Annotated in this window: 20 protein-coding genes and 1 pseudogene; 13 read left to right on the top strand and 8 right to left on the bottom strand. The window is 58.9% G+C overall.

Annotated elements, in window-relative coordinates:
- From JCM21793_RS25210 to JCM21793_RS25205, 4 genes are all read right to left on the bottom strand, one after another.
- Positions 1–864: CLIPPER-2 domain-containing protein (locus JCM21793_RS25210; RefSeq protein ID WP_036540096.1), on the bottom strand; the 864-nt coding region annotated here is incomplete at its 3' end.
- Positions 865–869: 5 nt separating this feature from the next.
- On the bottom strand, positions 870–2,099 hold the full coding sequence (locus JCM21793_RS10120) for a DUF11 domain-containing protein (protein ID WP_025030286.1): 1,230 nt from the start codon (positions 2,097–2,099) through the stop codon (positions 870–872).
- On the bottom strand, positions 2,009–4,603 hold the full coding sequence (locus JCM21793_RS10115) for a DUF6923 family protein (RefSeq protein ID WP_162175220.1): 2,595 nt from the start codon (positions 4,601–4,603) through the stop codon (positions 2,009–2,011). The genes JCM21793_RS10120 and JCM21793_RS10115 overlap by 91 nt, the downstream gene beginning before the upstream one ends.
- Before the next feature lie 298 nt (positions 4,604–4,901).
- Positions 4,902–5,810 carry a helix-turn-helix transcriptional regulator gene (locus JCM21793_RS25205; RefSeq protein WP_025030284.1) on the bottom strand — a complete coding sequence of 303 codons (909 nt, stop codon included), beginning with the start codon at positions 5,808–5,810 and terminating at the stop codon, positions 4,902–4,904.
- A 148-nt stretch (positions 5,811–5,958) separates the two neighbouring features.
- Between JCM21793_RS25205 and JCM21793_RS31455 the strand changes: the two are divergent.
- A pseudogene (locus JCM21793_RS31455) lies at positions 5,959–6,102 on the top strand (IS3 family transposase); the annotation flags it as partial.
- A gap of 125 nt (positions 6,103–6,227) precedes the next feature.
- Here the strand turns inward: JCM21793_RS31455 and JCM21793_RS30920 are convergent.
- Both JCM21793_RS30920 and JCM21793_RS30915 read right to left on the bottom strand, forming a co-directional pair.
- Positions 6,228–6,590 carry an NAD(P)-dependent oxidoreductase gene (locus JCM21793_RS30920; RefSeq protein WP_280113507.1) on the bottom strand — a complete coding sequence of 121 codons (363 nt, stop codon included), beginning with the start codon at positions 6,588–6,590 and terminating at the stop codon, positions 6,228–6,230.
- Entirely contained in the window at positions 6,566–7,108 is a 543-nt protein-coding gene (locus tag JCM21793_RS30915) for an NAD(P)-dependent oxidoreductase (protein WP_280113506.1), read from the bottom strand. The genes JCM21793_RS30920 and JCM21793_RS30915 overlap by 25 nt, the downstream gene beginning before the upstream one ends.
- 320 nt (positions 7,109–7,428) lie before the next feature.
- Here JCM21793_RS30915 and JCM21793_RS10100 point away from each other — a divergent pair, with 320 nt between their 5' ends.
- Genes JCM21793_RS10100 through JCM21793_RS10060 form a run of 8 tightly spaced genes read left to right on the top strand, consistent with a single transcriptional unit; the run spans position 7,429 to position 16,456 of the window.
- Positions 7,429–9,018, top strand: a complete 1,590-nt coding sequence (locus tag JCM21793_RS10100; RefSeq protein WP_025030283.1) for an ABC transporter substrate-binding protein — start codon at positions 7,429–7,431, stop codon at positions 9,016–9,018.
- A 6-nt stretch (positions 9,019–9,024) separates the two neighbouring features.
- Positions 9,025–10,002, top strand: coding sequence for an ABC transporter permease (locus tag JCM21793_RS10095; RefSeq protein ID WP_025030282.1), 978 nt, complete (start codon positions 9,025–9,027; stop codon positions 10,000–10,002).
- 12 nt (positions 10,003–10,014) lie between these two features.
- Positions 10,015–10,845, top strand: coding sequence for an ABC transporter permease (locus JCM21793_RS10090; protein ID WP_025030281.1), 831 nt, complete (start codon positions 10,015–10,017; stop codon positions 10,843–10,845).
- Positions 10,842–12,488 carry an ABC transporter ATP-binding protein gene (locus JCM21793_RS10085; RefSeq protein WP_025030280.1) on the top strand — a complete coding sequence of 549 codons (1,647 nt, stop codon included), beginning with the start codon at positions 10,842–10,844 and terminating at the stop codon, positions 12,486–12,488. Before JCM21793_RS10090 ends, JCM21793_RS10085 begins: the two co-directional genes overlap by 4 nt.
- Positions 12,485–13,465, top strand: coding sequence for an alpha/beta hydrolase (locus JCM21793_RS10080; protein WP_081784680.1), 981 nt, complete (start codon positions 12,485–12,487; stop codon positions 13,463–13,465). The genes JCM21793_RS10085 and JCM21793_RS10080 overlap by 4 nt, the downstream gene beginning before the upstream one ends.
- The gene (locus JCM21793_RS10075; protein WP_025030278.1) at positions 13,465–14,112 is read left to right on the top strand and encodes an FMN-binding negative transcriptional regulator; all 648 of its coding nucleotides are present in this window, start codon (positions 13,465–13,467) and stop codon (positions 14,110–14,112) included. Before JCM21793_RS10080 ends, JCM21793_RS10075 begins: the two co-directional genes overlap by 1 nt.
- Positions 14,105–15,562, top strand: coding sequence for an amidase (locus tag JCM21793_RS25195; RefSeq protein WP_244439718.1), 1,458 nt, complete (start codon positions 14,105–14,107; stop codon positions 15,560–15,562). The genes JCM21793_RS10075 and JCM21793_RS25195 overlap by 8 nt, the downstream gene beginning before the upstream one ends.
- A 39-nt stretch (positions 15,563–15,601) precedes the next feature.
- Positions 15,602–16,456 (top strand): AraC family transcriptional regulator, encoded by an 855-nt coding sequence (locus JCM21793_RS10060; protein WP_025030275.1) that lies wholly within the window; start codon positions 15,602–15,604, stop codon positions 16,454–16,456.
- Between the two features lie 72 nt (positions 16,457–16,528).
- Here JCM21793_RS10060 and JCM21793_RS10055 read toward each other — a convergent pair whose 3' ends face one another.
- A complete protein-coding gene (locus JCM21793_RS10055; protein ID WP_244439717.1) occupies positions 16,529–17,533 on the bottom strand; it encodes a helix-turn-helix transcriptional regulator in 1,005 nt (334 codons plus the stop codon).
- 133 nt (positions 17,534–17,666) lie between these two features.
- Here JCM21793_RS10055 and JCM21793_RS30225 point away from each other — a divergent pair, with 133 nt between their 5' ends.
- Genes JCM21793_RS30225 through JCM21793_RS10040 form a run of 4 tightly spaced genes read left to right on the top strand, consistent with a single transcriptional unit; the run spans position 17,667 to position 22,096 of the window.
- Positions 17,667–18,326, top strand: a complete 660-nt coding sequence (locus JCM21793_RS30225) for an MFS transporter (RefSeq protein WP_244439716.1) — start codon at positions 17,667–17,669, stop codon at positions 18,324–18,326.
- Complete coding sequence (locus JCM21793_RS30220; RefSeq protein WP_244439715.1) at positions 18,326–18,922, top strand: MFS transporter; 597 nt, start codon at positions 18,326–18,328, stop codon at positions 18,920–18,922. The genes JCM21793_RS30225 and JCM21793_RS30220 overlap by 1 nt, the downstream gene beginning before the upstream one ends.
- Positions 18,919–20,919 carry a TonB-dependent receptor gene (locus tag JCM21793_RS10045; RefSeq protein WP_025030273.1) on the top strand — a complete coding sequence of 667 codons (2,001 nt, stop codon included), beginning with the start codon at positions 18,919–18,921 and terminating at the stop codon, positions 20,917–20,919. The genes JCM21793_RS30220 and JCM21793_RS10045 overlap by 4 nt, the downstream gene beginning before the upstream one ends.
- 10 nt (positions 20,920–20,929) lie before the next feature.
- Positions 20,930–22,096, top strand: coding sequence for an FAD-dependent monooxygenase (locus JCM21793_RS10040; RefSeq protein WP_025030272.1), 1,167 nt, complete (start codon positions 20,930–20,932; stop codon positions 22,094–22,096).
- A gap of 160 nt (positions 22,097–22,256) precedes the next feature.
- Here JCM21793_RS10040 and JCM21793_RS10035 read toward each other — a convergent pair whose 3' ends face one another.
- Positions 22,257–24,386: a TonB-dependent receptor gene (locus tag JCM21793_RS10035; protein ID WP_025030271.1), complete on the bottom strand. Its 2,130-nt coding sequence runs from the start codon at positions 24,384–24,386 to the stop codon at positions 22,257–22,259.
- Positions 24,387–24,395 lie beyond the last annotated feature (9 nt).

Genomic DNA, 24,395 nt, shown 5'->3' with positions numbered 1-24,395 from the left:
TGTGACTGTGAGACCGGTGACGACTGAACCGGAGTGATTGGTGAGCCGGATTACGAACGGGGCCTGCTCGCCGCGGCGTATGCTATGCAGCAGCGCGACTTTTTCCACCGACACCGTGCTGGTGGCCGCCGGCAGCGCCAGCAGAGACGCACTCTCATTGGAATCCACTGGCTGACCGCTCACAACACTGCCGTTGGCATAACCGCGGGCAACCGCCTTGTTCTCCACCGCATCGGTCAACCCCGCAGCCAGATCGATATCCGGCCGTGTCAGGGCATAGGTGGCGGTAAAGACCTGCTCGCCGCCCGGCGTCAGTGTCGCCCTGTTCGGCGTATAGCTCGAAAGGGTGCCAGCGCCGGCCTTACCGCCGAATGTCGGCCCGTTGTCGACCGGCGCAACATCCTGAAGTTCGACATTGCCGTCGTTTCGAACAGTGAAAGTGTAGCGGATCAGATCACCAACGCTTGCGACACCATCGCCATTGCTGTCCTCATAGGCACCGGTCTTCGCAAGCACCAGCCTTGCGTCCTGTGCCGGTGTCACAACACACTGGTTCGAGGGACAGGAGGGGTCTGGATCCCCCGGTTGCTTGGCAATGTTGCGCAGCTCGGTGACACCCGTCGGCAGCGGGTCTGCAACACGAACTTCAGCCGTGAGAACTAGCGTACCGGGATTTGCACCATCATGGGCAGGCACGGTGAGCCCGCTCCAGTCGATCGTCGTGGTGTTGTCGACCCCGCCATTGGTGGCCGAGACAAAGACCGTGTTGGGATCGAGCACATCCTGAAGCGCGTAATTGTTTGCCGCGCCTCCGTCATTCGACAGGGTGATTTCATAGGTGAGCGTCTCACCGGGCTCGGCCATGCCGGCTAGAGCCCCGCCCTCACCGACGAGCGCTTGGCAATCGTCACAACGTTCGCAGACGGCGTAATCACGCACTGGCTGGAGGGGCAGACGGGATCAGGGTCCCCTGGCTTCTTTGCAATATTGGAAACCTGCGAGACACCGGCCGGTAACGGGTCCACCACCCGGACCGCCACCGTCAGCACGAGCGTTCCAGGCGCTCCTCCCGAATAGGCTGGAACCGTCAGCCCGCTCCAGTCAATCGTCGTCCCGTTGTCGACGCCACCATTCGAAGCGGAACCGAAAGTCGTATTGGGATCAAGTACGTCCTGCACGGCATAGCCTGTCGCTTCACCGCCGGTGTTTGTCAGTGTGATGTTATAGGTCAGCGTCTCGCCGGGTTCCGCCACGCCGACCTGGGAACCGGTTTCGCCCACGAGTTCCTTCATAATGGTGACGGCCCCCTCGGTCGGCGTCACCACGCACTGTGCGGACGGACAGACGGGATCAGGAGCGCCAGGTTCCTTGATGATGTTGGAGACACTGGGGACACCGTTTGGCAGCGGGTCGGCGACATCCACCTGCACGGTCAACACCAGTTGACCGGGGTTGACGCCATCGTGCGCGGGAACCGTCAGGCCCGACCAGGCAATGTGGTCGCCAGATAGCTGGCCGCCATTGCTCGCATTGACGAAGATCGTGTTCGGATCGAAATAATCCTCGACCGCAAAATTGGACGCCTCGCCGCCCTGATTGGTCAGGGTGATCGTGTAAGTGAGACGTTCACCCGCTTCCACGGTGCCTGGCAGACTGCCACTTTCACCCGTCAGGGTCTTGCTCATGGAAACGTTTGGTGCCGCCGGCAATGTGACGCACTGATCGGAGGGGCAGGCTGGGTCCGGGGTTCCCGTCTCCTTGGCAATGTTGGTCAAGGACACGGTGCCGTCCGGCAGTGGATCCGCGACTTCGACCGTGATGGACAGGACAAGTTCGCCGGCATTCGTGCCATCATGCGCCGGCACTGTCAGGCCTGACCACGTGTAGGTGCCGCCATTGAGAGCGCCCACGGGCGAGGCGCTGACGAAACTGGTGTGCGGGCTGAGCACATCGTCGACAGAATAATTGACGGGAGCGCCACCGCTGTTGGTGAGGGTGATCTCATAGGTCAGCTGCTCGCCGGGCTCGGCGACGTTCGGCTGCGTTCCGTTCTCGCCGGCGAGCGATTTGGCAACGGAAACATCACCTGCGGTCGGCACAGTGGCACATTGCAGCGACGGACAGGCCGGCTCCGGCTCGCCCGGATCGAAGGCGATGTTGGTGATGCGCGTCGTACCCACCGGCAGCGACGCTGCGACATCGACCACGACCTGCAGCGCGAGTGTGCCGGGCACGCCGCCGCTGGCGCCAGGAACGGCGAGATTGGTCCAGTCCACCTGCCCCCCGTTCGGGCTGCCGCCAGAATGCAACCCGCCATTGGTGGCAGAGACGAATGTCGTGTTGACGTCAAGACGGTCACGAAGCGCATAGGTCGATGTGGCACTGCCTGATTGGTCAGCATTATCTGATAGGTCAGTTGCTCGGATGGCTCCGCCACACCGTCAAAACTGCCACTTTCGCCGACCAGCGTTTTCTCAATCTCGATATGGGGCGGAGGCGGGATGACCACGCACTGCGCCGACGGACAGGCAGGATCCGGATCGCCGGGCCGCTTTGCAAGATTGGCGACCTGATCGCCCAGCGAAAGAGCATTGACGACAACACTGACTGTCAACACCAGCACGCCGGGTGTGCCTGCGTCCTGCGCCGGCACCGTCAGTCCGGCCCAGCGGACCTCACTGCCGACAAGCGCACCACCGTTATCCGCGGACGAGAAGGTGACCTTGCTGTCCAGAACGTCGACAACGTCATAGTTGGAGGCTTGACCTCCCGTGTTGGTCAGCGTGATCTCATAGGTCAGTGTCTCACCGGGTTCCGGCGTGCCGGGCTGCGCCCCGGTTTCCCCCACAAGCGCCTTTCCAATCGTCACCGCCGGCGGGATATCGTCATTGGTGATGGTACAAATCGCGGCGGCGCCACTGGCAAGCGTCAGACTGTTGCTCACCACCGTTGCCGCACCGTTGATCGAACAGCGATAGGTGCCGGCGGAATAACCGGCCACTGCGAGTTCACCCAGCGTATAGGTGCCGGCCGGAACGGAGGACGCCGTGACAGACGGATCTCCGGTCACGCCTGAAATGTTGGTCGGGCCCGAAGCCGTCAGCGTAAAGTCCGCGATACCGCTCGTTCCGCCGTCATTGTTCACCACGGTCTTGCGCAGTGTGAGGGTCGCCGCATCGTCGTCATTCGTGATCGTGCAGATCGCTGCGTCGCCATTGGCGAGCGTTATCGTGTTGCCCGAGACAGGCGCCGCGCTGTTGATCACACAGCTGTAATCGCTGGCCGAATAGCCTGGTACGGCCACTTCACCGAGCGTGTAGGTGCCGGCAGTGACCGGCACATTCGTCACGGTTGCATCGCCACTTCGGCCGGAAATATTCGATGGACCGCTAGCGTTAAGCGTGAAGTCCGAAGCGCTGAGCGTTCCGCCATCGTCGTTCACGACATTCTTTTCAAGTGTCAGGACCGGACGGGAAATGTCCGTGTCGGAAGCCGTGTTGTTGCTCGGATCAGGGTCCGGGGAAGCCGAAGGACTGATGACGGTAACGGTGTTGGTCAGATCGCCTCTCTGGGAGGCGGGAACGTTGAGCGTGAGCGAAAAGACAACGCTGTCACCAGCCGGGATGCTCACCAGAGCATCATCGATGGCGTTGCCGTTTGCGACCGCACCGGACGCAGCATCGCATGTCGCGCTTCCGTTCGCGGTGCAGGTCCAGTTGGCAACGGTGATGCCGGAAGGCAGTGGATCGCGCACAACGGCATCCTGTACGCCGAACGGCCCCTTGTTGGTCACCGTAATCGTGTAGGTCGTGTCTCCTGATGTGTAGACTGTCCGCCCATTATCTTTGGTGATTTCGAGATCTGCAGCATATGCAAAAGGAGCTGTGGGGCACTTGGCGCCGTCATTGTTGCCGGAGCCCTGCAGGTCGGAAATCAGTGTGGCTTTACCCGTGTTCAGGTTGAACTGATAAAACCCACCGTCATTGCTGGCACCGAAAACACCATTTGGTGCGCCGAACATGCCGCCGAAGCCACTGTTGGAAACGCCTGTGTTGCCGATATCGGTCACAGTACCGGTGTTGGGGTCTATGGAGCGTAAGGGACCGTTGTTGTTCGCGGCGGTGTAAAGAAGCCCATTATGCCAAGCAAGATCGTGTGCAACGACACGCTGTGTCAGCGTCTTATATGTCGCTGTCCTTGTATTGACGTTGATCCTATAAATTCTCCAAGCTTGGGCGACGTAATATGCCCCGCCAGGACCAAACTCACCGGCGATCGAGCCTGAAGGGAGTCCGGAAATCGGACCTAAATCCCGTACACTGCCATCACTGCCGATCCTGAGAAGGTTTGTAGATCTAAGCGCATAAATGTAGTTATCGGCAGGATTGAAGCCGATTGCGTTATACGTCATCCCCGAGGCGGGGCCGATCGGGTTGACGATGAACGGATTGACCGAGGTATCGAAGCTGAACAGCCTGGTGTTGGAATACTGCGCCAGATAAGTATCGGCGGTACACCCCGGAAATGCCGGCTGTGATTGAGCCTGCGCGTCGGTGCTCCCCATGAAGGCCCACGCAAACACAACCAGAAATGCTGCGATCAAGCAGCCATGCAATTTGTTTAAAAGCAAATCGCCACGCAAGTAGAATGCGCGCAATTCCACCGTCGGCGAAGACAGCTTTCGCATGGTCGGGGCCCCTCGAACGTTGTGGTTCGGGCCCTGGTCGCGTTTCCTGTAACGAAAATCTAGCGCCGCAGTTTCAGAAAGAGCTGACCAACCCGAACAAATCGCGCCGGCAGTGGGCATCAATATTAGCCGCCTTGTCTTTCAAAAAACTGTGTTTCTTTTCAGGAAATAGCTTTCATGGATAGGGAGACAAAATCTCTAGGTGAATATGGCCTTAACGAGACCCCCGTAGTTGCATCGGCGTTCTGTTGCGATTCTTACGCATTGTTGCCGTCAAATGACTTTGGCTGGAAAAACCGCTCAGATAAGCAATATTTGCGATGGAATGATCGCCTTTTAATATCAGTTCTTCGGCAAAATTTAGCCGACGATCGATAACGTAACCATGTGGCGTTTTCCCAAAACTCCGCGCGAAGGCCTGAATGAAATAGTGCCGGGATAATCCGGCAATTGCAGCCAGGTCCGCAACAGATATTTTGCTGGCAAAATTATCTTCTAGATAATCCGTCACCAGCTTTATCTGCTTTTTCGAAAGCCCGCCGTTTGCGGTGCAGGTCGTCCTGTTGTTGCCACTTTGATTTCGCAGCAGATGAACGCCGAGAACCGCGATCAATGATTCAACCAGGAGTTCGTTCGGTTGCCGAGCATCTGCGAGCTCGGTCCGAAGCTGCTCGGCAATGGTCAGCACCCATCCGTCCGTCGTTCCAAGCGGCAGTGGAGAGAAACCGGCGATACCACGACCTGCTTCCTCAGCGAGCAGTTCCGCAACACCGGCTTCCGGCAAAATCACCGTGATGCTTTCCCTTGCACAGGGCCAGGAGCTTCTGACACTCGCCCCTGCCGGCGCAATCAGGATTGTGCCGGGAACTGCGTCAAACACCATCAGCCTGTCGGATCCGACCGCGACCTGCATCCCAGGCACAGGCCCAAGATGGACGCTGATGAGATTGTGCCTGCTTCTGGGGATGACCAGTGAACCGGGCGGGCGGGAAACATGAGTGACGCCGCCCAGACGCGTCGCCAGACGCGGCCCCGTGATCTGCGGAAACTCTTCGAAGACACAATTGCCAGATCGCTGGCGGCTGCTGTCGAGACAACCGTTTCCCACAACACCCCTGCCCATATCCTTCGTCTTCGCTCCCTGCCGCTGGAATCAGGCTAAAGGTATATGCATCTCCATCATCTGCAATTCCGATTAGATAGTCGGTTAAAAATAAGTCATGAACCGCGCCAGTCTGCCGAAAAATACAACCACTGACTGCTATCGACACAACTTCGAAGCCGTCGAGTTCGCAACACTCGAACGGGCCGACCGGTCCAACCACCGGCGTGACCAGGAGCCCACGGGAAACATCCCTCCGGCCGAAGCGGAGGAACAGTATTACGCCACGCTGGATCAAGCGATCGTGGCCGCACAGCTTAAACCAAATGACCTCCAGCGAAACCGGCCCGGTTCAGTACTTCAAGAAACGAGCTTTGCCAAACGGATGCCATCAAAACTTGGTTTTGCCGCAAGGTCGCCTTCACCACACAACAACCATCAATACCCCACGGAAGGATCGATGACGCTGTGCGGCGTTTCCCCACGCTCAAGCCGGGCGATGTTTTCAGCTATCTGGGAGGCAATATCGCGCGGTTTTGCGAGGCCGGACATGTGCGGAGTAACAAGTATGCCGGGCGTACTCCAGAGCGGCGAACAGGCTGGCAGGGGTTCGCTGGTGAAGACATCGAGAATAGCGCCGCGCACGTGCCCTGACTTTACAAGCTCCAGAAGGTCTTCGACCACAAGGTGTTCGCCGCGGCTGCAAAGGATGAGCGAAGCGTCTTCAGGCAGCATTGAGAGGTGCCTGTGATTCAGGATGCCCTCAGTTTCAGCCGTCAGCGGAAGCAGGCAGACCAGCACATTTGCACTTTCGAGGAAATTCGGCAGTTCCGCATCGCCGGCATAGACGTCAACACCAGCATATCCTTCCTGGAACGTGCCCACCCTGATACCGGATAACCGTGCTGGCTCAGCACACTGGCCACTTCAGAACCAATGCTGCCCAGGCCCATGATGCCGACACGCATTTTTTCCCGGGCCCTTTGTTCGTAACGATGCCAGATATGCTGCCCGGCATTGACGATAACGCGGTCGAACTGCCGGTGGAAATAAAGAACGCTCCAAAGAACGTAATCCGCCATCGCACGGGCCAGTCCCTCATCACGAATGCGGCAGATGGGTACGGGCGGAAGATGCGGGTCTGCGAGAATGCTGTCCACACCAGCGCCGATCGAGTGGATCAGTCTGAGGTTTGGCATGCGTGCCAGAACACCCGGTTCGGGAGCCCAGCACAGGGCGATATCGGCACTCAGTGCTTCGGGTTCGGGCCAATGAAAGAACCGCGCTTCCGGCAGAGCTTCTGACAAGGCCTGCGCCATAAACTCCAGCTTCCCAAGGCGGGACACTATCGCAATATCCATAAAGACATACCCTCAATGCGCGCAAACCCCAACGGGGCTCTTTTGGCAAAGAGGAGCGCCCTTGCCTCTCTCATGCGGGCAAATGACTATCGCAATCAGGCCAACCTGCCCTCTCTGGCCCATTCTCGGCAATGGTTGGCCTGTTCGCGCGAGAAAATTTATCAGCACGACAACACTATGATCGGACGCTGCAGATATGTGCCGGGAGGCAGGTGTTCTCGCCGCTGGCGAGCCAGCGGGACATGCAGGGTACAAGAAACACAAAGTGGAGGGGTGGAATGGAACGGCGCGACTTCAATAAAATGCTCTTGGCGTGTGGGGCACTGGCGGCCTTTGGCGTTTCGCCCGCGCCGCGTGCGCTTGCCCAGCACCGCGACGGCGGGCTGACAGCAATCCTCCAGCCGGAACCGCCAATTCTCAATCTCGCCCTGAACCAGCAGACGCCGACAGGTGTCGTCGGCGGCAAAATATTTGAAAGCCTTCTCAGCTACGATTTCGATCTTCAGCCAATGCCGCAACTGGCCGAAAGCTGGGAGATCTCCGAAGACGGGAAAACCTATACCTTCAGGCTTGTGAAGAATGCCAAGTGGCACGATGGCGAGCCTTTTACGGCCGCCGATGTTGTGTTCTCCTGCGCCAATCTTCTCATGGAGGTCCATCCGAGAGCGCGCGCAAATTTCGATCGGTGCGAGAGCATCAAGGCGCGTGACGACCACACGGTTGTTTTCACTCTGAAGGAGCCGTTTGCGCCTTTTATTCTGGCCTTTGAGGCCTCTTCAGCGCCGATCTTGCCGAAGCATCTTTATGAAGGGCAGGACTATCGGAACAGCCCCTATAACAACAAGCCTGTCGGCACGGGCCCATTCAAATTCAGCGAATGGGTGCGTGGCTCGCATATTCATCTCACGGCCTTCCCCGACTACTATCAGGAAGGAAAGCCGCATCTGACCGAGATCTACTATCGCATCGTGCCGGATGCCGCTTCGCGTGCGGTTGCCATGGAAACCGGTGAGGCGCAGCTGGCGCAGTGGATGGATATCGAGACGTTCGACGTGGAGCGTCTCGCCGCGCTCGACCATCTGACGATGACGACCAAGGGCTACGAGTTGTTCTCGCCTGTCTTGTGGATCGAGATCAACAACCGCCGTGAGCCCATGAATGACAAGCGCTTCCGGCAGGCGCTCATGCATCTGACGGACAAGAAATTCGTTGCCGAACGGATCATGTTTGGGCTTGCGAAACCGGCGACGGGTCCGATCGCCTCCACGACGCGTTTCTTTGAAAGCGATGTCAAACAGTATGAATTGTCGGTTGAGAAGGCGACAGCCCTGCTGGACGAGATCGGTCTGAAGCCTGACAGCGATGGAAAGCGCATCACGCTGCGCTTTGCCGTGGCGCCTTATGGCGAGATGTGGGTTCGCACGGCGGAGTATTTCCGTCAGGCCGTGGCGCCAGCCGGGATCGAGGTGATTCTCGACAGTTATGATATTGGCGGCTGGGCGTCGGCCATCTCGAATTGGGATTTCGACCTCACCACCAACATGCTTTACCAGTATGGCGACCCTGCGCTTGGTGTCGCGCGCACCTACATCTCCTCCAACATCCGCAAAGGGGTGATGTTCTCCAACACGTCCGGCTATTCCAATCCCGATATCGACAGGCTGTTCGACGAGGCGGCGGTCGAGACCTCGGATGCAAGGCGTCAGGAACTGTACTCCGAAGCTCAACGGATTCTGGTAGAGGACGCGCCGCTGCTGTGGCTCACCGAGCAACGCTATCCGACCATTTACGACGCCCGGATCGAAAATCTCATCACCACTTCGACCGGCGTCAACGGAAATTTCGCCGCCGCGCGCTATGCGGAGTAAAGCAGGTTGGAAATCTTACTCCGTATCGGATTCCGCATAGCCGGGATTGTCCTGACGATATTTCTCATCGCGGTCATCAATTTCACACTGGTCAACGCGGCACCGGGAGACCCCGCTGCCGTGATGGCCGGACAATCCGGTGCCGCGGACGAAACCTTTCTGAAGCAGATTCGTGCGGAGTACGGCCTGGACAAACCCTGGCCCGTGCAACTCGGAACCTACCTGCTGAAGGTCGCGCAATTCGATCTCGGCTATTCGTTTCGTCAACGCCAGGAGGTTTCAGATCTTATCCTTGAGCGGCTCGGCCCAACCCTCGTTCTGACATTGAGCGCATTTTTTCTCTCATTGATCGGGGGTGTTTTTTTTGGAGCGCTTGCGGGGCGGCGTCACGGCAAATGGTCGGATGTGGCAATTTCGATGGTGGCACTGCTGCTCTATGCGACGCCGGTTTTCTGGCTGGGGCTGATGCTTGTGCTCGTCTTCTCCATCCAGTTTGAGTGGTTGCCCGCGTTTGGTTATGTCGACATACGCGCCTCCGGATTTTCGGCGTGGAACTACGCTCTGGATGTGGCGCGTCACCTGATCCTGCCGGCCGTTACACTGTCTGCCATTTACATGGCGGTCTACACCCGGCTCATGCGCTCTTCCCTCATCGAGGTGTCACAGGAAGATCACGTGAAGACAGCGCGCGCCAAGGGGGTTGCGGAAGGCGCCATCCTGCGCAGGCACATGTTGCGCAATGCGGCGTTGCCAGTCGTTACGATGGCCGGGATGCAGGTTGGTGCGCTGATCGGTGGCGCCGTGGTGGTCGAGACCGTGTTTTCATGGCCGGGACTTGGCCGGTTGACGTTCGACGCCGTGACCCAGCGCGACTACCCGGTGCTGCTGGGATTGTTCCTCGTCATGTCCATCCTCGTGATCGCCGTCAATCTCCTCACCGATCTCATCTATCGCTTGGTCGATCCTCGTATTGCGACTCAGTAAAGGCAGGCAGATATGAAGGATGTTGTGAAAACTTTCCTTGGCCGCCCGACGGGAATTGCAGGACTGCTTTTGCTGGCAATCAGCTGTCTGATGGCCGTTTCCGCGCCGATTCTGTATCCCGCTTCGCCGTGGGAAATGTCGGGCATTCCGTTTAGCGCGCCCGGTGAGAACGGGATGCTTCTTGGAACGGACACTCTCGGTCGGGATATCGCCAGCGGTGTCATGCATGGTGCCCGCGTCTCTCTGCTTATCGGCATTGTCTCCACGCTTGCAGCGCTGTTTGTGGGCGTGTTGCTGGGATGTGTCGCTGGGTATGCGGGTGGTACCGTCGATACGGTCATTGTCCGGTTCACCGAAATTTTCCAGACAATACCGAGCTTTGTTCTGGCGATCCTCTTCGTGGCCATTCTGTCGCCCTCGCTTGGCACGATCATCGTGGCGATTGCACTTGTCAGTTGGCCGCCGCTTGCGCGCCTGGCGCGCGCGCAGGTGATGTCGGTCACCCAGCGAGAGTTTGTGCAGGCAGCACGCTGCCAGGGGCAATCGCCACTATCCGTGATGTTCCGCCATGTTCTGCCGAATGCGATTTCGCCGATCATCGTCACCGGATCCCTGACGGTGGCATCGGCCATTCTGATCGAAGCGGCTCTTTCTTTCATGGGACTTGGCGATCCCAACCACATGTCATGGGGGTACATGATTGGGGCGGGTCGTACGGTTATCCGTCAGGCCTGGTGGATGAGTTTCTTCCCGGGGATTGCCATTCTGGTGACGGTGGTCGCCATCAATCTGGTCGGAGAAGCGCTTAACGACGCACTCAATCCGAGGATTTCAAGATCATGAGCGGCGGACTGCTTTCCATTCAGAGCCTTTCTCTGGCCTTGCCCGAAGGCGCAGACCGAAAGAAGGCGCTGGACGCTGTCAGCCTCGATGTCAGGCCCAACGAGATTGTCTGCCTGGTGGGCGAAAGCGGTTCGGGAAAGTCGATGATCGCGCATGCGATCCTCGACCTTCTGCCGCGCAAGGTGCGGTATCTGGATGGCGATATCGTCTTCAATGGAAAGAAGCTGACACAGGCTCCCGCAGGCGAAATCAGACGACTTCGGGGCTCCGACCTCGCCATGATCTTTCAGGAGCCGTTGACCGCTCTCAATCCGCTACGGCGCGTGGGCGAGCAGGTGGCTGAAGCGATCTACACGCACCGCAGCGATGTTTCGGCAAAGAGCATTTCGCAGCGGGTGATCGAGCTTTTCTCACAGGTCGGTTTGCCCGATCCCGCAGCGGCGGTATCCGCTTTTCCGTTCCAGCTTTCGGGCGGCCAGCGGCAGCGTGTCATGATTGCCATGGCGCTGGCAAACGACCCGGCTCTTCTGATCGCCGACGAACCGACAACGGCCCTTGATGTCACCACGCAGCGGCAGATTCTGGATCTCATTCGTTCGCTGCAGGCTGAGCGTGGCATGGGTGTTCTGTTCATCACCCATGACATCGGTGTTGTTGCCGACATAGCGCATCGCGTGGTGGTGCTACGCCACGGCAAAGTGGTCGAACAGGGTACGGCGAGTGAAATTCTGAACAATCCGCGTGATGCCTACACACGCCAACTCATGGATGCCGTTCCCGGTCGTGGTCATGTGCGCGCAGGCGGTGGGAAAAAAACAGCGCTTCTGCAGATCAGTGACCTGCGCAAGACATTCGTCGTGAAGCAGGGGCTTTTTGCCAAGTATCGCCGCGTCGATGCTGCTGCCGGGCTTGAGCTGTCGATCAGCAAGGGGGAAACCCTTGCCGTGGTCGGGGAGAGCGGTTCTGGAAAATCGACACTCGCGCGGATGATACTTCGGCTGATCGATGCAGACAGCGGGCAGGTTCTGTTCAATGGAGAGGATGTCCGAGGCATGGGGCGCGTGGCTTTGCGGGAATACCGCCGCCGCGCGCAGATCGTTTTTCAGGACCCCTACGCGTCTCTGGACCCTCGACTGCGTGTAGGTGACAGCATAGCCCGTGGTCCCATAGCGTTCGGAAGCTCGCGCAGGGAGGCGGAGGCCACGGCAAGGAAATGGCTTGAACGCGTTGGACTGGATGCGAGTGCGTTTGATCGTTTTCCGCATGAATTTTCAGGCGGCCAGCGCCAACGGATTTGCATTGCCCGAGCCCTCGCTCTCGATCCTGAGTTCCTGATCGCGGACGAGGCCGTTTCTGCGCTCGACGTTTCGGTTCAGGCGCAGGTGCTCAGACTGCTGTCGGATCTCAAAGCGCAAATGGGTCTGACGATGCTGTTCATCACGCACGACCTGCGCGTTGCCCGCGAAATCGCGGACAGGATTGTCGTGATGCGCAACGGGTGCATCGTCGAGGATGCACCTGCAGAGACATTGTTCTCCTCTCCGACAGAAGACTACACGCGCAGCCTTTTGGCTGCGGTGCCGGGGCGCAAATTTTTTGCCGATCAGGACATCACCGCGACAGGAACAGGAATACACGCATGACGACCGAGCCGGGCATCAAGTCTGCAACCGATCCCCTTTCGCTTCTCGACCCTGAGGTCGCCGAATTCATCCGCCGTGGCGTAGCGGCATCCCAGAAATTTCCACCGCGCGAAAGCATGTCGCCGCCGGAGGCCCGTAAAGTGGCCGAAATTGTGCGTTCGCAATGGGTTGAAGGTGGGCCAACCATGGCGTCCGTCGAAGAGTTCGCGGTTCCCACACCCTATGAGGCGTTAAGGCTTCGCATCTATCATCCGAAGAACCGGTCGGGTGATGGGGCGTTGCTTTATCTTCCGGGCGGCGGCTGGACGTTGTTCAGCGTGGATACCCATGACCGGCTGATGCGCGAGTACGCTCAGGCTGCGGGCATCACGGTTCTGGGCATCGATTATTCGCGGGCACCGGAGGCGAAGTTTCCGCAAGCGATACACGAACTCGACGCGGTGCTTGACTGGCTGGAGCAAAACGACGCCACCTTCGGTTTTTCATTCGACAAACTGGCAATGGGTGGAGACAGTGCCGGCGGCAATCTCACAGTCGCCACCTGCATGAAACGGCGCGATACAGGCAAACGTCTGCCTGCCGCGATGCTTCTCAACTATGGATCCTTCGATCTGGGGTTTGCCAAGGACTCCGTCGTGAAGTTCGGCAATGGGGCCTACGTGCTTGGCACACACATGATGCTGTGGTTCACCATGAACTATATCCGCACGCCGGATGACATGCTGGACCCTCTAGCCAGCCCTTTACGCGGCGAGAAGGCCGGCCTGCCGCCTGCCTTCATGGCGATCGCCGACCACGATGTCCTTTATGATGACAATGTCGCCATGGCCAAGGCGTTACGCGAGGCCGGTGTCGAGGTTTGCGACAACATCTATCCGGGCACCGTTCACAGCTTTCTGGAAGCGATGTCGATCGCGGCCGTCAGCCGCCGGGCGATCGGTGAAACGGCAGACTGGCTGCGCGAAAGGATCGGCTGATGTATACGCCTGCCTCCTATCGCGAGCAGGACACCGCCTTCCTGCACGATTTGATGCGTGAATGGAGTTTCGCCACGATCGTTTCGCACGGTCAGGATGGTTTGCTGGCTACGCACTTGCCCTTCCTGCTTGCGCCGGGCGGGCATAAAGACCTCGGAATACTGACCAGCCATATTGCCAGGAACAACGCGCAATGGCGGCATTTCGAGGCTGGCGGCGAAGCGCTCATCATCTTTCAGGGGCCAAATGCTTTCGTCTCCGTCAACTGGTACGACATGCAGCGTACGTTTCCCACATGGAACTACGGAGCGATCCATGTTTACGGAAAAGTGCGCCTGAATCAGGATCCCGAGATCAATCGGAAGATCCTTGAGAAAACCATAGCCAGATACGAGCGTCCGCAGGATGGCGATTGGTCGTTCGAGACCATGCCCGAGGAAATGATTGCGCCGAGACTGCGTGCCATTGTCGGGCTGGAGATCGAGATCGATCGCATCGAAGGCAAACTGAAGTTCAATCAGGACAAATCCGAAGCCGACAGGAAGGGCGTGAGGGCTGCGCTGGCAAGGGACGTAGCCACGGCACCCAGCGCAGATTTCATGGAGCGTCTGGGGGCGAGATCGCAAGGGGAGGACGACGATGCATGATGAATTGTGGTCATGGAATGCCAGCGATCTTGCCAAGGCGATCAGGGAAAGGCGGGTCAGCTCCAGAGAGGCCGTAGAAAGTGCGGTTGCACGGATGGAGGCCGTAAACCCGCATTTGAATGCCGTAGTGGATCCGTTGCCTGAGGCCGCGCTCTCCGAGGCCCGCGCCGCTGATAATGCACTCGCGCGTGGCGACGCTCCGGGCATTCTGCATGGGGTCCCCGTCACCGTTAAGATAAATGTCGATTATGCAGGCAGGGCAACGACCAATGGTGTCCGTAGCCAGGCTGACCTCATCGCCCCGGAGGACGGTTCTGTTGTGCGCAACCTGCGCGCCGCAGGTGCGATTGTTATCGGGCGGACGAACACGCCCTGCTACTCCATGCGCTGGTTCACAGACAACGCCTTGCATGGCGCCACACTCAACCCGCACGACAAGGACATAACGCCCGGTGGGTCATCGGGTGGAGCCGGTTCGGCAGCGGCAGCCGGTATCGGCACGATTGCCCACGGCAACGACATTGGCGGGTCAATACGCTATCCGGCCTATTGTTGCGGCGTCTATGGATTGCGTCCGTCATCGGGTCTGCTGCCTTCCTACAACCCCTCTCAGCTTTCCGAGCGCATGATCGCATCGCAAATGATGGCGGTTCAGGGTCCGCTTGCGCGCTCGGCGAGTGATTTGTCTCTCGGTATCGAGGCCCTGTCCCGTCACGATCCACGCGATGTCTGGCAGGTTCCGGCACCGAACTTGACCTCACCGGAAATGCAGAAACCCTGCCGCGTGGCATTGTTTACCGACCCGGAGGAATGTGCTGTTGATCCGGAAGTTGCGCAAGCGATCCTTCTGGCTGCGGAGCGATTGCGTGAAGCTGGCTATCAGGTGGAGGAGGTGCCGATACCGTCGATCTCGGAGGCTGCTCATCTGTGGCGTATGGTGATGATAAACGAAATGCGCAGTGGGCTTCTCACCCAGATCGAAAAGAACGGCGATGCTGCAATTCGCTATGCGGCGGAAGCGTTTTGCGAAGGCGTTCCAGAACTGGACCGGACGGGTTTCCTACAGGCCCTGGCGAGCGAAGCACGCTTTTGCGCGACTGGCAGTTGCTTTTTGAAACGCATCCACTCGTGCTCACGGCTGTCTGCTGGCGCAAGCCGTATCGTGTGGGCACGGACCAGACGAACAAGACCTGGTTCGACCGTTTCTTTACAGAACTCTCGCCGACCACGATGCCACCGATCCTTGGTCTGCCGGGACTTTCCGTCCCGATCTCCATCGATGGTGCGGGGCCTCTCGGCGTTCAGCTTATTGCCAACCGCTTCCATGACGGGCGCCTTCTTGCGGCCGCCGACGCCATGGAACGGTTTGGCGGTACGGTCCCGCCAATTGAGCCGCTGCATTGAGGCGATGGCGTGCTTCCCGTGGCTTGTCAGGTGGAATCCTTCATGACACGCTGCTGACGAGATTGGGGAGCGCAGGAACACCGTGATGATGGATATGCAAACGCAGCCTGTACGGTCGCAGCCACGTCAGGGGTTCCAGGGTGGCTTTGTCACCGAATCGATGTCGGATACATGCGCAATCGTCGCTGATCTGGAGCACTGCACCAACACGGCGGTCGCTTTGCAATCGCATTATGCGCAGGGGTTTTTGTCCAGCCGCCACAAGCATGGTCGCGGGCAGATCAGCTATTGCAAAAGCGGAATGATGCTGGTGATGACGGACGAGGGGACGATTATCGTTCCGCCCGGTCATTTCATCTGGATTCCACCGAACATGTACCATCAGGCACAGGCGCAGGATGGTATGTGCATGATGAGCATCTATGTCGACCATGGTTTGTGGCCGGACCTCCCCGGCAGCTCCGAAGTGTTCCACGCCTCGGATCTGTTCGAATGCCTGATGCAGCGGATGATCGAAGTCGAGGAAAAGGGGGCGTTATCAAGTTCGACGTTTGACGCAATCGTCACCCTGATCCGCGACGAGATCGGAATGGCCAGTCGTCTGGATATGTCGATGCCAATGCCGCGGGACAGGAGACTGGCGCGCATCTGCAATGCCATATTGCGTGAACCGACCGTTCTGCGTGGCAAGGATGAGCTTGCTCGCATCGGCAATGTCAGCCACCGGACCATGACAAGGCTTTTTCAGACAGAGCTGAAGATGACCTACTCAGAATGGTGTCAGCAGGCTTTGATTCTGAACGCCCTTGCGCGCCTTGCTGCCGGTGACCCAGTTACGACCGTCGCCATGGATCTCGGTTACGTAAGCCCCAGCGCTTTTTCAGCCATGTTCAGGCGGCGTGTCGGTTGTTCGCCAAAAGAGTTTGCGAAACAGTATTGATATCGATCCAAGTCCGGTCGCGGGTATGGCTGCATTCGTCATGAATGCACCCGGGAGCCGTTTTAACCGCTCTCAAAGGCTTCCCGCTTCCTGGACAACCAAACACCGTACTTTCGATGGTTGAACGCCGAAACGACGAACGAACAGCCGCGAAAAGTGGCTTGCGCTGTTATAACCGACGGAATACGCGATCTCGGTGACGCTCATTTCACCTGTCTGCAACATCCGCTGCGCTTCCATAAGACGCTGCTCCTGCAGATACGCATAGACCGCTGTGCCATACATGTTGCGAAATCCCGACTTCAGCCGCTTCTGGCTGAGCCCGACTTCACGTGCAAGTGCTTCGATCGTCCACGCACGACCGAGGTCGCTGGTCATCGCATCGCGTGCCTGTTTTAGCTGACGGCGGTCGCGCGGCGCGGCCAGCGTGGCGGGTTGAGCCTCGCGCAGCTCGCTTATTGCCATGTCGATGATGTCCAGCGCCCGCGCCTCCAGCACAAGGTCTCCGCTGTCGGACATCGCGCTATCGAAAAGCGCTTTTGCGTGCGCCAGGAGCTCTGGTGGGACCGGCAGGACACCGACCCATGTCTCCTCGCTCGAAGCCGAGTGAAGCGGATGCCCGTCCGTCAACGTATTGAGAAGATCGCCGGCACCGAGCCTTCCCCAGAACTCCATGTCAACGCGGATGTCGATCCCCTTGAAGCGAGAGCCAAGCGGCACGTCATAATAGCCGTGCGCACCACGTGGCGCTGCCATCACATAAGCGCGGCCCGGTCGATAGGGCACCACGGCGGCGCGTTCCCCTTCGGAACCGAGTATCCAGCCCTGCCCCGAAGCGCAAAAAAGACAATCAATGGCGACGCAGGGCTCCGTTTGATAGCGGCCTACGAAATCCCCGCCGACGACGATATCGAAGACAGTCAGAGTGAGGCCGTTGCGCACCCCCAGAACCTTGTAGGCGCCATCGGTGCTCGGTGGAGCGGTCACTTTCTCCGCTGGACTCGGTCCAAGAACCACCACTTCGCGCTGTTCGGACTGCGCCAGCGTTCTTTGCTCGATATGTAAACTCAAAGCCATGCCCCCACGAATTGCGCATCCGTTCCCGCTTGCCGCAAATTATGGACCTGATCGCACTATCATTGAACCTGATAATGATAGTCAAGTTTTTCGCACCATCTTATGAAGGCCCCGGTTTCGAGACCGAGGGGGCATGGTGAAGATCGTTCATTACGTGATGGCGCGTTCCGCCGGCTGGGTCATACTCGGCTGGCTCGCAGGGCTTTACGCCGCGCAATCGGTCACGGGAAGCATGGTGCAGACGGCACTACCGGTTGTACTGCGCGACATTGGCATGCCGCTCGACAGCATCGGCTATCTGTCCGTGCTTTTCCTGCCATGGGCGCTGAAGTTTCTCTGGGCGCCGTTGATCGACCGGTTCCTGAACGAGCGCACATGGATCCTTCTCTGTCAGACGGGGGTCACGCTTTGCTTCATCGCTGCTGCCAACCTGCCGCCCCAGGATCATATGCCCGCGCTCGCCGGTGTTCTTCTGATGATGGGCTTTCTGGCCGCGACACAGGACGTCGCAACCGACAAGCTGGCCGTTCACGCGACAACGCCCGAGACGCGGGGCGCGGCAAGCGGTGCGTCCACCGCAGGCGCCTATCTTGGCTTTCTCATTGGTGGCGGCATATGGCTGATCGTCTACAACTATGCCGGCTGGGCTGTGTCAATGCTTGCCATGGCCGCGTTCGTTGTCGCGCTGAGCCTGCCTATCGCGCTTGCAAAACAGCGCACCGGACACCCTGCCGAATACGGTGAAGCCCTGCCGAAAGCCCGCCTGCGCAACACGCTTTCGAACCGCGCTTGATGCGCGGACTGATCTTTCTGCTTGTCTATCAGCTGGGGCTGCGCGCGGGTTCCTCCATGACCGGGCCCTATCTGGTCGACAAGGGTGTCTCGCTCGACCTGATCGGCATCATCCGCGGTGCCGGCGGCGCGGCTGCCGGCTTCCTCGCGGCAGTGTTCGGGGCCGTCCTGGTACAGAAGGCCGGCATCGTCCGTTCGATCACCCTGCTTGCGGCCCTCAACGCCGGTGTGCTGCTTCTTCTCGCGGGATTGGAGATGTCAGGACGCGTGTCGACCACGACCGCCATTGTCCTGCTTATCGTCCAGAGTGCAGCCGTGGCTATGTCTTTCGTCGCCGTCTACGCGGCGATGATGAACTGGTGCAACCCGCACCAGGCAGCCACGGACTTTGCCGTATTGCAAAGCATCGACGCCGTGCTTGCGATTGCCGCCGCCTCGGTCGCTGGCGTGCTTGGCCAGACCTTCGGCTATGGCTGGATCTTCTGTTTTGCCGCTTTCCTGATCGCAGGCGCGCTGTTCATCGCGCCGCGCCTTCTGGCTGGAGCAGGTCCGAAACCGTCACATTCACAACTCCCTGAAGAGGTTCTGCAAAAATGAAACACAAGCTCCTTCGGGACGTTTCCCTTCTCGCCCTTGTCACCGGTCTTTCGTTACAGGGTGCGTCTGCACAGGATTACTCCGACTCCACACTGCTTGAACGCCTGACCATCACCGCAACAAAGCGCAATCAGGATTACTTCGCATTGCCGGCGACGATCGACATCGCCCAGCCCGACGCGCTTGAGCGGCGCAACATCGACAATGTGGCGGACCTCGACCGGGTTTTTCCCGACGTCAACATCCGCACACGTTCCGGCCGCACCTATGCGAACTTCACCATTCGCGGGCAGGCATCGCTGGACTTCTACAATCCGAGCACACAGGTCTATATCGACGGGCTGCCGCAAGACAGCTTCAATCTCGCCCGCGCCCTGCCCGGCAATCTGGATAGCGTCGAGCTTCTCTATGGCCCGCAGGGCACGCTATACGGCCGCGGTGCCATTGGCGGCGTCATCAACATCACGACCCGTAAACCCGACGATGAATTCCGCTTCGGGTTGGATGGCGCGATCACCACAAAAAGCGCCAGGAGCTCGCTTCACGTCAACCTTCCTCTCATCGATGGGGCATTGTTCGCGGACGCGACCTTCTCCGCCCTGCGCGATAAGGACAGCTACACGACGATGACGGGCGAGGATGTGGGCGGCACCGACGACGTTCACGGTCAGGTTCGGCTACGCTACGCACCAGAGGGCAGCCCGTTTGACGTGATGCTGACAGCCGGGCGCGGCCGGGTGACCTCGACGGAGGAATACTTCATCATGGAATCCATGCTGAAGGATAGGATCGCGCTCCCAGTGCCTTCCAGCTACGATCTCGACACGTGGAATTTAGGGCTGAACGCCAGCTACGATCTGGGATTCGCGACGCTAACCGCGCTCACCGGCTATCAGGACAGCACGCTCGACCGGACGATTTTCGGCAGCTACACGCCGGAATGGCAGAGCACCTTCAGCCAGGAACTTCGCATCGCTTCCAACCCGGATGAGGGCAATCCGATCGATTATGTGATCGGCGGTTATTATCAGAACCTCGATTTCACACGCAAAGTGCCGGTGGCCGGTCAGGTCTCCAATCAGAAGATCAATTCCTACGCGCTCTTTGCCGATCTCGCCTGGCATGCAACCGACCGTCTCGACATCAGCCCCGGCCTGCGCTTCGATCATGAGAAGGCCACCGCAACCGCCACGGGCGGCGTCACGCTCGACGGCGAAAACAGCTTCTCCGCCCTTTCACCCAAACTGGGCGCAAGCTATCGCCTTTCGGACGAATGGCTGGTCTACGGCCTGTTTAGCACCGGGTTCAAAGCCGGTGGCTTCACCCGCAATGTGACGCCTGCCAACATTGCCTTCACCTACGATCCACAAAACACCTACAATGGCGAAGTAGGCGTCAAGTATCGCAACGATGCGGGCACGCTGGAAGCACAGCTCTCCGCCTACTACAATGTCACACGCGACTACCAGATGTTTGTCGGCGTTCAGCCGGTCCAGTATCTCCAGAATGTGGGCGAAGTCACATCGAAAGGCGTCGACCTGAAAGTGCGCGCCATGCCTACCGACAGGTTCGGCATAACCGCCGGCATCGGCTACAATCACACCCGTTTCACCAAGTACGACAATCCTTTCACGCCCGGCATCGATTACACCGGAAATAGGGTGCCCTACGCCCCTGAACTGACGGCCAATCTCCTGGTCGATTACCGGTTCGATCTTGCAGGCGACTATGGCGCACTCATCCCCTATGCCGCCGTCAGCTATGTGAGTGACATCTACTTCGACGAAACCAACACGATTGGACAGGATGGCTATGCGCTCGTCGACCTTGGCATGAAATGGGAGGTCAACGAGAAGGTGGCCGCCGAGGCCTTCGTCACCAACCTCTTCGACAAGGCCTATACCACCTACGGCTTCAATGCCGGTTCGCCCTACGGCAATGTCTATCAGGTTGGTCAGGGCCGCACGATCGGCGGCCGCATCAACCTGACATTTTAGGGGACGGGTCATGCGTGTCCTCATTGCCGGCGGCGGCCCAGCCGGCCTGACCCTTGCCGCCTGCCTGCGTGACCGAGGCATCGAAGCCACGGTCATGGAGAAGAACGAGAAGGGGCGCACCGGAGGTTATTCCATCGGCCTCCACGTCAATGGATGGAGCGTAGCGGAGCGGCTTGGGCTGATCGAGGCCTTCCGCGCGAAGGCGATGCCGCTTGGTCCCGCGCATCAACTTGACCGCACGGGACGGAAGCTCTTTTCCTATGATTACCGGACGCTGGCGAAAGCTGCGAATGGCCGCATGCTCGCAATCATGCGCAGTGATTTTCAACACATCATGACGCAGGAAATCGAAAGGGACGTCGATATACGCTACCGGACCACGCTTGAAAGCGTGATCGATGACGGGAACGGTGTCGATGTCACATTCTCGGACGGGCGTTCGGACCGCTTCGATCTTGTGATCGGCGCGGATGGATATCGCAGCCATCTGCGCGCCATGACATTCGGGCCGTTTGAACGGTTTCTGAGACCGCTCGGTTACCGGGCAAGCGCGTGGCGCGTGCAGATCGAAAAACCGCTTGAGGCCAGTTTCGTCGGCATGATGGATGTCGATCATCAGGGCGGTCTCTACAATGTCGGCGATGGAACAGCCGCGACGCTCTTCTGCTGGCGTGATAAAGACACCGGGCGGCTTGGCCCGAAGGAGCGCCTCAATGTTCTCATGGAGCGCTTCGGCGACTGGCCAGACCCCATACATTCAGCACTGCGCCTGCCCATCGACTGGGATCAGGCGTTCTTCGACACAATTTCGCAGATTGAAGTACCGCACTGGTCAAAAGGCCGGGTCGCCCTGCTTGGCGATGCCGCCTGGTGCCTGACATTTCTTGCCGGTCAGGGCACATCCACCGCGATGGCCGGTGCCTATATTCTCGCCTCCGAACTTGCCCGCAAACCTTTTGGCGAAGCTTTTTCCGCTTATGAAAACCGCCTCCGTCCGCTGGTGACGCGCATGCAGGCGGTCTCGCGTCAGATCGGCGGGCATTATGTGCCGCAAAGCAAACGGGGCATGCGCATACAGTCCTGGGTCCTCCCCATTCTTCTTTCACGGCCGCTGATACGCATGACATCGGCCCGCCTCGGCGCGCCGGCGCTGGACCTCGATACATGGAGTGGCTGAAGACGGTTGGGCGGGACAACGGGTGAGGCCACAAATTGTACCCTCACCCGCGTCTCCTCGCTATGGCATTTGCGTCAGGTGAGATCACCCGGCGTCCGCATATATGCGGAGAGCAAACTGATAGAGTGTCCTTTCTGCGTACAGATGGACGCACAGCGCTCTAAAAAGTCTTGCTCACTCCCAGTCCGACAACGCGACCGGGTCCCACTGTGGCCGTGTGAACAGTGGGCGAATAGGACGAACCGAAATATACCGGCCGTTCGTCAAGAAGATTGTTGGCGAAGGCGTATATGTCGAGACCGTCGCGGCTCCAGCCAAGTCTCATATTGACCATATGGTAGTCGTCGAGGTCGGCCGTATTCTGAATATCCACGGAACGTTTGCCGACATACTGGTACTGGGCGTTGAAATGGAAATCTTCCCAGAACCGATAGTCAATGTCTGCCGAAGCGGTGAATTTCGGTGCGTTGGGGACGCGGTTTCCATCGAAAGTGCCCGGCACGGCATCCGCACCCACATTCTTGATGCGAGAGACCGTAAAGCCGAGGCCGGCACCCACGGACAGCGCATCGGTGATTGCAGCCCTGCCCTGCAATTCCATTCCGTAGCTCTCATAGTCCTGGTTGACGAAGGAGAACGTGATGGGCAATTGCGAAGTATCATACGCGACCAGCTGCCCGTCACGCACATCGTTGTAGAAGGCGCTGACGGAGAGATCGAGGCGCTCGTCCAAAAGGCTAGCCTTCAGGCCGGCTTCGTAGCTCCACACATTTGACGGCCTGAACGGTACGGTGGGCCGCCCCACCGGTGCATTGAGCGTAAAGCGTTCGAAACCGCCCGATGCGTAGCCATGCGAGACCGAGGCATAGCCCATCCAGTCGTGCGAGAAATCGTAGCTCACAGCCATACGGCCCGTGAGATAGGTGTCAGAGATTTCTCCATCCTGCGAGAATGCGCTGACCGTGCCGGGAAAACCCTTGCCGGTATAGTCGAGATCGAGTCTCTGTCGATCATGTGCGAGCCGGAGACCACCCGAAACCTTCAGCCTTTCCGTGACGGGCACGGTCACATCTCCAAATGCGGAGACTGTCTGCGAACGGATCCCGGTATTGAAGATGCCGCTCGAATATGGGCTGTAGGTGCTGTCCTGATTGCGATCCGACGCATAGTCGGAAAAGAAATAGTGGACGCCGGCAACCCATGAAATCTCCGCATCTTCCGAAGAGTTCAGACGTAACTCCTGGCTGAATATCTGCTCGCGTTCATCCGAGTGCGAATTGTCCTGCCCCGGCGTCGGTACGTAACCATAGGCACCATCGAAAAGAACGGCGTCAGTCACGTCCACAAGACCATTGAGTCTGATGTTCTGGTAATTGGAGATCGATGTCAGCCTGAAGGCTTCGAACTCTTTTTCAATCTCAAGTGTCGCTTCCGCACGCGTGCGGCGGTTTTCGGGAATGACGTCGGAGCCGCTGACCGGAAAGCCCGGCGCTTCAAGGTACATATTGTAATTGTTGTGCCGCTCGTCGCGGTCGAAACCCAGAACCAGATTGACCGAAAGATCGTCGGTGGGCGTGTAGCGCAGGGTTCCGCGTGCTGCCGCGATGTCGAGATCGCCTTCCTCGCCACCGATCACAACATTGGGAACATCCCCGTCCTGCTTCTGGTAGCGGAGTGCTCCACGCCCGGCGAGTACCCCCTCCTGAAGCCAACCGCCAATCACCGCCTCGCCAAGCGCATAACCCTCGGTCCCGACCTCGCCCGTAAGCCTTACTTCGTGTTCGCCATCGGCAGGGCGTGTCACGACATTGACCGCACCGCCCATTGCGTTGCGCCCGAAGAGCGTGCCCTGCGGACCGCGAAGAACTTCGATCCGCTCCACGTCAAGCAGCGACGGCGGGAAACCGAAGGCGCTCGTGCCGGCACCATTGGTTGCAAAACCAACCGAGTTATCGAGAGAGTTCGCCGGCTGTCCCAGTGGTCCGATGCCACGCATGTTCACGAAATCGAGGCCAGGCTGGCCGAAACCGCCGAAATAGAAGTTTGGCGCAGAGCGCGTCAGCGCCGCACCCGGATCGACAGCATTTGAAACCGGATCGTCACCTTCAACGACGGTTACACTGCCTGCAAGGTCATGGGCCGCTTCGATCCGCTTCAGAGCGGTGACGGTCAGAACCGGCAAGACTGTGGCAGCGTCCTCGTCTGCATGAGCCGGAAAACCCGCCGCCCCGCCCAGGAGTGCCCCTCCAAGAAACGTGGATGCCAGGAGCGTCCCTTTGTTACCAACCATCACAAACCT

Source organism: Nitratireductor aquibiodomus NL21 = JCM 21793, assembly GCF_000615975.1.
Taxonomy (GTDB): Bacteria; Pseudomonadota; Alphaproteobacteria; order Rhizobiales; family Rhizobiaceae; genus Nitratireductor; species Nitratireductor aquibiodomus.
The sequence above is the reverse complement of the archived record's forward strand: the minus strand, read 5'-3'. Positions and strand labels throughout refer to the sequence as shown.